This is a genomic window from Kribbella pratensis, assembly GCF_004366075.1.
Lineage (GTDB): Bacteria > Actinomycetota > Actinomycetes > Propionibacteriales > Kribbellaceae > Kribbella > Kribbella pratensis.
In genome coordinates, this window is the sequence record NZ_SODU01000001.1 from 1,775,084 (window position 1) to 1,787,739 (window position 12,656).

General features: G+C 70.2%; 4 protein-coding genes and 1 tRNA gene. 2 read left to right on the forward strand and 3 right to left on the reverse strand.

Annotated features, from left to right (window positions below; all coding sequences use genetic code 11):
* Positions 1-151: 151 nt before the first annotated feature.
* Positions 152-9,784, reverse strand: coding sequence for a non-ribosomal peptide synthetase/type I polyketide synthase (locus EV137_RS08460; RefSeq protein WP_134127625.1), 9,633 nt, complete (start codon positions 9,782-9,784; stop codon positions 152-154).
* A 476-nt stretch (positions 9,785-10,260) separates the two neighbouring features.
* Here EV137_RS08460 and EV137_RS08465 point away from each other — a divergent pair, with 476 nt between their 5' ends.
* Both EV137_RS08465 and EV137_RS08470 read left to right on the forward strand, forming a co-directional pair.
* Positions 10,261-11,373: a serine hydrolase domain-containing protein gene (locus EV137_RS08465; protein ID WP_134127628.1), complete on the forward strand. Its 1,113-nt coding sequence runs from the start codon at positions 10,261-10,263 to the stop codon at positions 11,371-11,373.
* 212 nt (positions 11,374-11,585) lie between these two features.
* Positions 11,586-11,662, forward strand: a tRNA-Val gene (locus EV137_RS08470).
* A gap of 16 nt (positions 11,663-11,678) precedes the next feature.
* Here the strand turns inward: EV137_RS08470 and EV137_RS08475 are convergent.
* Both EV137_RS08475 and EV137_RS08480 read right to left on the reverse strand, forming a co-directional pair.
* Positions 11,679-12,149: a peroxiredoxin gene (locus EV137_RS08475; protein WP_134127630.1), complete on the reverse strand. Its 471-nt coding sequence runs from the start codon at positions 12,147-12,149 to the stop codon at positions 11,679-11,681.
* Positions 12,146-12,589 (reverse strand): DUF3052 domain-containing protein, encoded by a 444-nt coding sequence (locus EV137_RS08480; RefSeq protein WP_130380525.1) that lies wholly within the window; start codon positions 12,587-12,589, stop codon positions 12,146-12,148. The genes EV137_RS08475 and EV137_RS08480 overlap by 4 nt, the downstream gene beginning before the upstream one ends.
* Positions 12,590-12,656: the final 67 nt, after the last annotated feature.

A 12,656-nucleotide genomic window follows, 5' to 3' on the forward strand; every position in this document is an offset into this window, starting at 1 on the left:
AGCGTCCGACTCGAACGCGATCGATCTCGTGGAGGGATGAGATCGAACGCGGGTTCTGCAGCGTGTACGGCGGACGGTGGCTGTTCGGGAGGGCTGCCACCGACTGGCCCACCGTTCTCGTTGCAGAGCGGATGCCCTGGCCCAGACCTCGCTAGGGTTTCAGCCACTCCGGCTCAGGGAGCCGGGAGCGGTCCAGCCGGCCGTTGTCGTCCAGCGGCAGCTCTTCGATCGGGATCAGGTCTGCCGGCACCAGATAGATCGGCAGTTCCTTCCCCAGGTCGAGCATCAGCCGGGCCAGTACGGCGGGATCGCTGTCCTCCAGCACGACGTACCCGATCAGGCAGGTGTCACCGCCCGGGTCCGAGCAGGCCACCACGACCGCGTCGACGACGCCGGGCTGGTCCGCCAGCACATGCTCCGTCTCACCGGGCTCGACCCGGTGGCCGCGGATCTTGACCTGGTCGTCCGCGCGGCCGAGGTACTCCAGGGTGCCGTCGGCGCGCCAGCGGCCGAGGTCGCGGCTGCGGTACAGCCGCGCGCCCGGGTGTCCCGGGTCCGCGACGAACGCGTGCTCGGTCTCCTCCGGCCGCCCGAGGTAGCCCTGGGCAACGGCGGCGCCGCCGAGGTGGATCTCCCCGACCGCACCGACCGGCACGGGCCGCAGCGCGGCATCCAGCAGGCGTACGACGACACCGTCGATCGGGCGCCCGATCGAGGGCCGGTCCTCGGCCGGGTCGACCTCGTGGATCGTGGTCACGATCGAAGCCTCGGCCGGACCGTACTCGTTGAAGAGCCGGCACTCCGGGTGCGCGTCGAGGAAGTCCCGCACCTTGTGGGTCAGCACCATCGCCTCACCGCCCGCGACGATCTCCCGCAACTCGGGCAGCTCGGGCAGCCGACGCATCGTCGCCAGCAACGCGGTCAGCGGGCTGAACGCCATGAACAGCCGCTGCACGCCGTGGTCACGCAGCGCCGCCACCACCGCGTCCGGGTCGTACCGGTCGTCCTCACCGATGAGCACCAGCGCCGCACCCGACGCCAGCGTCGTGAACATCTCCTGTACATGGACGTCGAAGCCGAACGACGTGCACTGCAGCGTCCGCAGCGACCGCCGCGTCCGCAGGTAGTGCCGGACCAGATTCACCGGGCCGCGGTGCGGGACCACGACGCCCTTCGGGTTGCCGCTCGAGCCGGACGTGTAGATGCAGTACGCCACGTCATCGGCAGCGGCGCGCACCGGCGGCGCCTGCCGCGCCCGGGTGTCGGCGTCGCCGCCGCCGACCGGAACGAGCCGCAGACCGAGGCGATCGGCCAGCGCCGCGTCGTCACCGACCAGCGCGACCGCCGCCGCGTCCTGGACCATGAAGGCCCAGCGGGACTCCGGTACGCCGGGATCCAGCGGCAGGTAGGCCGCACCGGCCTTGAGGACCGCGAGCACGGCGACGACCATCTCGGTACCGCGGGCGACTCGGACGGCGACCAGTTGGCCCGGCTTCACGCCGAGGTCGACGAGCTGCCAGGCGACCGCGTTCGAGCGGCGGTCGAGTTCGGCGTACGTCAGCTCGCGGCTGTCCTGGATCAACGCGATCGCGTCCGGTGTCCGCGCCACCTGCTGCTCGAACAGGGTATGCAGTCCGCTGAGTTCGCCGGCGACCACCGCGTCCCGGCGTAGCCGGCCGATCGGCCCGCTGGTGTCGGCGTCGGACTCGAGCTCACGCAGCGCCTCGAGGTCGGACTCGATCGGCAGCACCAGCTCGGGCAGGCGGAGATCCGGACTGGTCGTTGCCCTGCGCAACACTTCGGCCAGGTAGTCGAGCAGGCGCGCGATCGTCGGCCGTTCGAACAGGCCGGAGCGGTAGTCCGCCGTACAGGTGATGCCGGCGTCGTGCTGCGTCAGCCGGAACCGCAGGTCGACGCTCGGCGGCAGGTCGTCGCCGTCCCGGTCCGCCAATTCGTCCTCGAACTCGACCAGGATCTGGAACAGCGGGTCGCGTTCGAGGATCGCGAGGTCGGTCCCGGCGTGGTCGAAGGCGCCCGCGGTGATGTCGCGGATCCGCTCCGTCAGCTCACCGAGATCAGGCTCGCCGGACAGGTCGATCCGCAGCGGGAGCGGGCGGATCTCCTTCGGGCCGAGCAGTGCCGAGCCGATGGTCACATCGTCCTGCGCGGCGAACCGGCCGAGCACCGTTGCGACGGCGGCGAGCATCGTCATGACGGGGCTGAGCTTGCGTTCGCGGCTGTAGGCGAGCACGGCATCGCCGAGTTCCTTGTCCAGCTCGTGCTGCACCGACGCGACGGCGTCGTCACCGGCTGCACGGGCGCGATCTGCGGGGAGAACCAACGGTTCGGCGCCGGCCAGGACCTGCGTCCAGTAGATGAAGTCGCGGCGTTGCACGTCGGCCGGCGACATCGTCGTACGGCGGAACTCAACGGCCGGCTCGTCGTCGGACCGCAGCTCGTTGACGGGGACGGTCTGCTCTTCTTCGGTTACCTGCTCGACTTCTGCTGTCTGCTCAGTCGTTTGCGCGGCCGGCTCACCGAGGAGGGCGAGCTGTTCGCGCATGAGCTTGGTGACGCCGTCGACCAACTGCCCGGCGACCCGGAGCTGCTGCGACATCAAGGCCGCCATACCGCTCCCGGGCAGATCTGCCTCGCTGGTAGCGGCCGCAGCCTCGTCGACCTTCGCCGCCAGCTCGGCGAGTCCCGACCCGAGAACCGCCAACGCCTCCCGCGCATCCCGGACCGGCTGTTCCTTCTCCGCAACCTGCTCGAGTGATGCCTCGTTCTGCGACGCGACAGGCTCGACGGCCTCGACCGGCTCAGCTGTCTGCACCGCGACCGCCGTCGCGAGCTTGTGCGGCGTGGTGTACGTCAGGAACAGGTCGTCCGGGGCCAACTCGGCCTCGAACCGGCTCTTCAGCTCGTCGATCACCGGCGCCATCGACGCCGGCGTCGCCCCGAGCTCGGCGAACGTGTGGTCCACGGTGAGGTCGTACGGGTCGAGGTTGTGCACCTCGCAGGTCAGGTCGAGGACGACGTTCAGCGACTCGCGGTACCGTTCCGCTGACATCTCGTCGCCCGACAACGATCCGGCCTGCGCCAGGTAGTCCGCGTCGATCTCATGGGTCTCAGCCGGAAGTGCGAACGGGGAGGACTCCTCAGCTTGTTCGACCGGCTCGGCTGCCACGGGCTCCGGTGGGTCCAGCGGGATTCGCTTCACCGCAGCGCTCGACGGCGGCTCGAACACCACGGCCTGGGCCCGCGCGGCGCGTTCGAAGGCATTCAGCCGCGGCGCATTGTTGTCCCCGGCAACCGCCGTACCCGGGCCGGCCAGCACCGTCACCGACGGGTCGACCGGGTGGTGCACCCGACGGAACGGGTACGTCGGCAACGGGACGCGGCCGCCGTCCGCGTAGACCTTCGCCCACGCGATCTCGGTGCCTTGCTCGTACAACTCGGCCAGGCCGTTCATCGTCGCGAGCACCGGGTCCTGGCCGAGGCGCTGCGCGGGGATCCACGTGCTGTTCGGGGCGATCCGGCGACCCGCGGGACTCAGTACGGCGTCCGGCCCGAGCTCCAGGAACCGGCGGCATCCGGCCGCCGTCACGGCCTCGACCGCGTCGCCGAACAGCACCGGCTGCCGCAACTGGCCGACCAGGTAGTCGCTGTCGAGCACGGTCCCGGACTCGAGCAGATCACCCGACCAGCTCGACACCATCGGCGTCCGCAGCGGCTTCAGCGTGATCTCACGGACGATCTCCGCGAAGTCGGCCAGTATTGGGTCGACCAACGAGCTGTGGAACGCGCGATCGACGTCCAGCCGTTGCCACGCGACCTGCAGCTGATCGAGTTGCGCGGCGAGCTGACCGACGATCACCTCGGATCCGGTCAGCACGAACGACTGCGGGCCGTTGCCCGCGGCAACCTCAACGCCGGCGGTCCGGGCAATCTCGCGGACCCGGTCGGCGTCGGCGCGGACAGCGACCATCGCGCCGGGGACCGTGCCGCGCTGCATGAGCTCGCCACGCTTCGCGGTGAGGCGTACGCCGTCCGCCAACGAGAGGGCGCCCGCGACGCACAGAGCGGCGTACTCGCCGACGCTGTGTCCGACGACCAGCGCGGGCTGGACGCCGAACGACTGCCAGAGGCGGGCCAGTGCGAGCTCGAACGCGAACAGTGCGGGCTGCGCGGTCTCGGTCGGCCAGACGCCTTCCGCCGTACCGGCCGGGGTGAGGAGCAGTTCGAGCAGGCTGCCGCCGGTCTCCTCGTGGTAGACGCGGTCGCATTCGTCGAGGACCGAGCGGAACACGGGGAAGCGGGCGGCCAGGCCGGCAGCCATGCCGCGACGGGCGGCGCCTTGTCCGGTGAACGCGTAGCCGAGCGGGCCGGGTCCGCCGCGCGGCACCTCGGTCGGCTGGGCGGAGCCGAGTGCGGTGACCAGTTCGGCCTCCGTACCGCCGGCGACCGCGATCCGGTGCCGGTGCGCCGGGCGGCCGAGCGCCGCCGTACCGGCGAGGTCGATGAGGCGGTGCCCGGTGCCGTGGCCCAGGTCGGTGCGGTACAGCTCGACGAGGTCGGCGAGAGCGTCCGGGTCGGGCGCGGACAGCGGCAGTACGACGGGACCGTCGTCACCGCGGCGGATCTGGCGCGGGGCCTCTTCGAGGATCACGTGCGCGTTCGTGCCGCCCGGGTCGAGGGCGCTGACGCCGGCGCGGAGCGTCGTACCGCCGGACAGCAGCGGCACCGTCCACTCGCGCACCTCGGTGCCGATCACGAACGGGCTGCCGTCGAGGTCGAGCTCCGGGCTCGGCTCGGTCACGTTGATGGTCGGGACCAGCATCCGGTGCTGCAGCATCAGGATGGTCTTGATCAGGCCGGCCATGCCCGCGGCGCTGTCCAGGTGGCCGATGTTCGGCTTCACCGATCCGAGCGTGCAGAACCCGACCTTGTCAGTGTGCCGGCGGAGCGCGGTCGTCAACGCCTTCACCTCGGCGGCGTCCGCGGCCGGGCTGCCGATCCCGTGCGCCTCGATGTAGCTGAGCGAGTCGGCGTCGAACCCGGCGCGGTCGAGTGCGCGCTCGATCAGCTCGGTCTGGTTCCCGGCGGGCGCATCCTCGTTGCTGACCGCCGTACCGCGAATCACGGCGTACACCGTGTCACCGTCGGTCAGGGCCTGGTCGAGACGCTTCAGGAGTACGGCGGCGACACCGTTCCCGCCGACTGTGCCGTCGGCGTCGGCGGCGAACGCGCGGATCTGACCGCTCGGCGAGAGGATCGAGTCCGGCGTCGGGTGGTAGGTCGTTGCCTGCGGCACCTGTACGGCGGCGGCGCCGGCCAGGGCGAGGTCCGCGTCGCCGGATCTGAGCGCCTGGCAGGCGAGATGCACTGCGACGAGGGACGACGAGGAGGCCGACTGTACGCCGATCGCGGGGCCGGTCAGGCCGAGACGGTACGCGACGCGGGTGGCGATCGAGTCGCGGGACTGGTGCTGGCGGTTGTACAAGTTCATGCCCGAGCCCGCGAACACGCCGACGCGGTTCGTCGTACCGGCGTACCCGCCGTGCTCCAACGCCTGATGACACACCTCGAGGAACAACCGCTGCGCCGGATCCATCAACTCGGCTTCACGATCGCTCAACCCGAAGAACTTCGCATCGAACGACTCGACGTGCTCCAGCACGCCACTGACCGCGACAACCCCGTCCCCCGACTCCCGCCGGAGGCTCTCCACACCCCCGACAAGGTTCTCCCAGAACTGCTCCACCCCCTCAGCCCCCGGGAACCGCCCGGCCACCCCCACAACGGCAACCGGCTCAACAACCCCAACCCGCGCACCAACAGCAGTGCTCTCGGCCGCAGCACTGTCCTGCGCTTCCTCAGGTACGACGTCAGCCGCCACATCCCCCGCGGACTCAACCCCGTCCACATCCACCACAACAAGCCCCGCAGCCGACTGCTCCTCACCCGGCTCGGCATCCAACGCACCTTCAGGCGCAGCCACGGCAGACTCATCGCCCACCACATCGCCAGCACCAACCTCGCTGACGACTCCATCCGCAAAGACCTCATAGACACGCGATTCGCCCGCACGTGCCTCATCTGCACTTGCCTCGTCCGCAAGCCCTTCGTCGGCACCGATCTCGTCATCCGAGTCGTCGCCACGCGCGTCACCCGCACCTACCGCATCCTCGACATCCGCGTCCTCATCGTCCGCGTCCTCGACATCCGCGTCCTCACCGTCCGCGTCCTCGACATCCGCGTCGACTTCGGCCGCAGCAATCGTGGCGGTGCCGTTCGTGTCCGTGACTGCGGGTTTGTCGGCCTTCTCGATGTCTGTGGAGGTCGACTCGGCGGGCTCTGCTGTGCCTGCCTCGGAGTCGGTCGTCTCCTCGTGAGTGTCCGCAGCCTCGGAGGTGAGCGCCGGCTCGGACGACGCCGAAGCATCAGCCTCGGCCTCGTCGGCATCTTCATCGGATGCGCCGTCGGCATCCGTCTCGTCCTGTTCGAGGTCGGCCTTCTCGTCGCTCGTCTCGGCGTCTGATCCCGCCCGAGCCTCCTGCGATGCGTCATCCGAGTACGCCGCAACCTCATCAGTCACGAACTCGTCGGACCCATCATCCGACATACTCGCAACTACCCCACCCTCGAACCCCGCATCCTCACCACTGTCGGTGCCTTCAGCAACCACATCCCCAGAACCCGAGTGAGCGGACTCCCCCACCGACTCAAGCGCATCCGCCCCATCAGCAGCACCCGCCGCATCTACATCCTCGGCCGCGTCCGAGGCATCCGCCGCGTCGGCCGCGTCCGAGGCATCCGCCGCGTCGGCCGCGTCCACGACCTCCGCCGCCTCCATCGCGTCCGTCGCGTCCACTGCGTCGGTCGCGTCCGCACTCGTCGCCTCTACCGGCTCCGCCGCCTCCGTCATTTCGACGGCATCGGTCGCGTCCGTGGGGTCGGTCCTGCCCAGCTCGTTCGCGGTGTCGTGCGGCTCACGGTCGGCGGACTGCTCGTCGTCGGACGGGGTCTGGTCTTCGTCCGGTACGTCGGTGCCGACGGCCGCATCGTCGTACGACGGCTCGGCCTCAGACCGCCCAGTCGTCTGCTCCTGCTCGGTGGAGTCCTCATCCCCGGAAAAAGTCTGATCTTCGTCCAGTACGTCGGCGCCGGCGACCGCGGCGTCGTACGACTCCTCAGCCTCAGACCGCCCGGCGGGGTCCTCCAGCTCGGCGGAGCCCTCGTCCGCAGACGGTGTGTGTTCTTCATCCGGCACGTCCACGCTCGCGGTCGCAGCATCGTGCTGCTGCTCGTCGGTGTCGGACTGCTCGTCGGCGGGCTCTTGCTCGACGTGCGGTGCCGGGGCGGTCGCAGGCGGCGAGTCGGGGGCGGGCGGAGGCGGGGCCGTGGAGCCCAGCACAGGTCCCGTGGCGGAGGCGCTCGACGTGGCTGCCGACGCGGCAGTCCCTTCCGCGGATGCCGGTGCCGTGCGCACCTCGTCCGCCGGCGCCGTGCGAACGGGCTCAGGATCAGACGCGGTACTGGTGGGCTCCACCGACGCGGTGGGGGTGGTCTCGGCTTCCGACGGCGTACGGGTGGGCTCAGCATCCGACGCGGTGCGAGTGGGCTCACGATCCGGCGCGGTACTGGTGGGCTCCACCGACGCGGTGGGGGTGGGCTCGGCTTCCGACGACGTACGGGTGGGCTCAGCATCAGACGCGGTGCGAGTGGGCTCACGATCCGGCGCGGTACTGGTGGGCTCCACCGACGCGGTGGGGGTGGGGTCGGGTGCCGGTGCGGTGGGGTCGGGAGATGGAGGTGGTGGGGTGCCTAGGGTGGGGCGTTGGGGTGGGGTGGGGATGGATTGCTGGAGTTCGCGTTTCCAGGCCAGGCGGACAACCGGGAGTTCGGTGGTGCGTTCTGCGGCGTCTTCGTCGGCGAACGGGGTGGACTCGGGGGTGCTCGAGGGGCCCTGGCCGGTGGGGCCGGAGGCCGGGGTGGCGCCGGCTGGTTCTACGTGGGTGGTGGGCGGTTCGAGGAGCGTGCCGTCGATCCACCGTTGCTTGAGCAGCGGACGGAGGATCTTGCCGCCGGGGGTGGTCGGGAAGTCACGGCGCGGGACGCCGACGACCTGCGCCGACAGGCCGAGGCGGGCCTGGATCAGACTGCGGATCGCCTGGTCCATCCCAGGTACGGAGTCGGCGGTCAGAGCGTAGAAGACGACCAGTCGGTCGGTGCCGGTTTCCTCGTCGGCGATGCCGCAGGCGGCCACCAAGCCCTGCTCGGCCCCCACGACGGTCGCCGCGACGGACTCGATGTCGTGCGCGTAGTAGAGCTTGCCGGACATGATGATGCGTTCGCTGTCCCGGCCGGTGATGACGAGCTGGCCGCCGGTGATGAAGCCCTGGTCGCCGGTCGCGAGCCACTTGCGGGCCGGCCAGTTCCCGACCGGGAACGCGATGCGGTCCGCCTCGAGGTTCCCGAGGTACCCGGGCGTCACCCGGGCCGACGCGACCTGCAGCTGACCGATCCGGCCTTCCGGCAGTACGGCGCCGTTCGGGGCCACGATGCGCACGGTCGTACCGGGCGCAGGCGCTCCCACCGAGACCAGCGAAAGCACACCCGGCACCTCGGTCCGCGGCTTGCCCGGGCGCGCGACCGCGACCTTCCCGGACGACGGCCGCTGGTCGACCCACTCGACGACGCCGGTCGGTGGGATCCGGACGCGGTGCACGTTCGGCGTCAGACCGGGCCGCGCGAACGTGATGCCGGTGACCGTCTCGGTCATTCCCCACGCCGCCACGAACGTCTCCGGCACCACCCCGAACCGGTTCGTCACCCGCAGGAACTCCGACATCACCGGCACGGTGATCTGCTCACCGCCGCTGACCAGGCTGCGCAGCGCGGACAGATCCCAGTGCCGGTCCGGTTCGCCGGCCACCGCGGCGGTCGCGAGCCGGTACCCGAAGTTCGGCGACCAGGAGTGGTTGACCCGGTGCTGCTCCATCAGGTCGAGCCAGCGCAGCGGGTTGGCCAGCACCCAGTCCGTGTTCACGTGGACGTTCGTGCAGCCGGTGAACACAGGCAGCAGGTGATAGAGCAGGAACGCGCCGCTGCGGTCCAGCGGCAGCCAGTTCAGCGTGGTCTGCCCCGGCCGCACCGGCAGCATCGCCGGCGTACCCGCGGCGAACTCGACCAGCCCGCGGTGCGTGAGCTGCACGATCTTCGGCGTACCGGTGGAGCCCGAGGACAGCATCAGTACGGCGACGTCGTCCGCGGCCGGGCGGTGGAAGTCGGAGGTCGGCTCGTGACCGGCCATCGCGTCCGGGTCGAGGACCGGGAGGCCGAGGTCGTTCGGCAGGTCGGACGGGCGGCCGATCAGGACGGTCCAGCCGAGCAGGTCGGTGATCCGGCGGAGGCGTTCGCGGCCCTCCTCGGTGCGGTCGCCGCCCGGGTTCGGCGCGACCAGCAGCGGGCGGATGCCGCCGAGGGTGCAGGCCCAGAACGCGGCGAAGAAGCCGACCGGCTCGGTGCAGTGCACGACCGCGGGGTCTCCGGCCCGTACGCCGTTCGCACGCAGGCCGGCCAGGATCCGGGCGGCCAGCTCGAGCAGCGTCGGGAAGTCGAGCTTGGTCTCGCGGCCGTCGGGCCCGATCTCGACGACCCCGGCGCCGCCGAAGTCGCGGGCTGCGCGGAGCAGTGCGCTGGGCAGATCGCGGGGATACCCGGCGGGAATCATCAATGCCGGCCCGGTGGAGATCGCCGGCCGGTCCGCACCACTTCTCACGCCGATGCCACCACCAGCTGAGACCCAGAGGACGACTCGGGTACGACGGGGTGCTCGGCCGGTTGGCGACCCACGGACACGTGCCTCCCCAACTGGACGGGGCGGGTTCTGGGCAGACCCGCCTCACTTCACACCGACAGCAGCCCCGTTCTCAGCCTGCCGGAACGATGTCGTGACCGGGCACACCCGGTGCGTCATCGCGCCGACCGACAGCCGTGAACCCTACCAGCCGCGACCCGCCCTGGAGGAGTCCGTTCTCACCAGCCGATGGTTAAGAATTCCCGCTGAGAACCACTGAGAACCACTGAGAGCCACTGACCACCGACATGGTTCCAACGAGTGACCGCGGCTTCCGATACGGCCCGTACGAAAGCCGGTCACCCGCACCGCGTCAGCGTCGTGGCGGTCTCGTGTCAGGACGCCCGGTGATCGTGAGTGACGTCGTACAAAACATCACTCGAACGAGGAGTACCACCATGTCGATCCAGTCGCCTTCCGTGGCGAGCACCGACCGCCCGGAGCTGCAGAAGGCCGCGCAGGAGTTCGTCGACGCCGGGTTCGGCGGTCTCGAACTGCGGGTGCACGACGAGCACGGCGAGTGGGTCGGCACCGCCGGGATCCGCGAACTCGGCAGCACCGAGGAACCGCCGGTGGACGGCCGGTTCCGGGTCGGCAGCGTCACCAAGACGTTCGTCTCGACCGTGGTGCTGCAACTGGTGGCCGAGGGCAAGCTCGAGCTGGACGGTGCAGTTGCCGGGCACCTGCCGCGGTTCGAGCTGGACCCGCGGATCACGGTGCGGATGCTGCTCGACCACACCAGCGGCCTGTTCAACTACACCGGCGAGTACTACCCCGACGGCACCGTCGTCGCAGGGCTCCCGGCGACCGGCAAGGAATGGGCCGACAACCGGCTGCAGGGCTACACCCCGGACGAGCTGGTCGAGTTCGCACTGGCCAAGCCGGCGCGGTTCGAGCCGGGTGCCGAGTGGAGCTACTCGAACACCAACTACACGGTCGCTGCGCTGCTGATCGAAGCGGTCACCGGCCGTACGTTCGTCGAGGAGCTGCAGACCCGGATCGTCGAGCCGCTCGGGCTGACCGGCACCGTGGAGCCGGGCGCCCGGACGGACATCCCCGGGCCGCACTCGCACGGATACCTCCGCTACCAGGACGGCGACGAGTGGACGGTCGTCGACGTCACCGAGCAGAACCCGTCGCTGCTCTTCGCCGCCGGCAGCATGCTCTCGACCACGCAGGACCTGCACAAGTTCATGTCCGCGCTGCAGAGCGGCGAACTGCTGCCCGCCGAGCTGCTGACGCAGATGCGTACGCCGCAACCGAAGAGCGGACCACTCAACTACGGGCTGGGCCTGTTCGCCCAGGACACCGGCACCGAGACCATCTATCACCACAACGGCAGCGCCCCCGGCGGCTACGGCGCCCTCATGTACAGCTCGGCCGACGGCACCAGGACCCTCACCGCCGCCATCACCATGGGAGACGCCGACGTAGACCTGCTGCAGATCTTCCCGCCCGCCCTCGAGCGCCTGGTGCAGGCAGCATTCGGCAACACAAGCTCTCCCCTGTAGACGCTTCGGTGTGGTTGGGGAGGGTTTCTGCCCGATCCGGGTGAGAAACCCTCCCCAACCCGATCCGTCGCGGGGTGGCTGAGCGGGGGCGTCGGGGTGCTGCGCACAGCGCGGCGGCACCCCCGGGTGAGATGATAAGGTCGGTCCGCTTGCTCCACAGGAGCGCAACTGCCCCGGCCCGTCGTTGGCCGGGCTTCGTTTGCTGTGGACATGGGCTGTTAGCTCAGTTGGTTAGAGCACCTCGTTTACACCGAGGGGGTCGGGGGTTCGAGTCCCTCACAGCCCACCACACCGCGCTTCGGCGCCTACCCCGGGTACGACGTGAGGCTTGCCAGGGCCTCGGCGTAGTCGTCCGGGTTGCGAGCCTCTGGGATCGGGTTGAGGACCGACCAGCGAATCAACCCGGCGCGGTCTATGACGAAGGTGGCGCGCAGGGCGCAGCCGCGGTCGGGGGCGAAAGCGCCGTACGCGGTGGCGATCACGCCGTGGGGCCAGAAGTCGGTCAGCAGGCTGAAGTTGAGGTTCTGGGCGTCGGCGTAGGCCCGGAGGGTGAACATCGGGTCGCAGGAGATCGCCAGGAACTCGGCGGCGGCCAGCAACGACGGGCGGTCCCGTAGTGCGGCCAGTTCACTGGTGCAGACCTGACTGAAGGCATACGGATAGAAGACCAGTACGACGTCCCGCCGGCCGGCGTAGTCGCTCAGCCGGACCGGTTCGCCGTACTGGTTCTGGGTCTCGAAGTCGGGTGCCCGGCTGCCGACAGCCGGGAGGCTCACCCCCGGCGGCCGGACTTCGGGACCACCAGCTTGGTGGCCGACCAGTCGTCGGTCACGCTCAGGGTGCTGGTCGTCGCCAGGCCCGCGACCGGCGCGGCCTCGGTGATGTCGCTGGTCTCGACGTAGCCGTCGCGGCCGACCTTCGGGGTCAGCAGCCAGACCACTCCACCGGCCTTGAGGTCGGTCAGGATGTCGAAGAACGCGTCGACCAGGTCGCCGTCGTCCTCACGGAACCAGAGGAGGACGACGTCGACGACTTCGTCGGTGTCCTCGTCGACGAAGGCCTCGCCGGTGATCTCCCGGATCGCGTCGCGGAACTCGTCGTCGCAGTCATCGTCGTACCCGATCTCCTGGACGACCCAGCCGGCCTCCAGGCCGAGCCGGGAGGCCATGTTCGGCACTCCGCTCTTGCCGTCCGCGTGGTCCGCGGTCGCGCTCACGTGTCCTCCTCCGTGGTCCCCGCTTACCCGGGGGTAGGTGTCAGTAGCCTGCTGCTCAGCGATAGTC

Excerpts from the sequence above, each read along its gene's own strand:
- EV137_RS08465 (WP_134127628.1), top strand. The coding sequence starts at position 10,261 with ATGTCGATCCAGTCGCCTTCCGTGGCGAGCACCGACCGCCCGGAGCTG.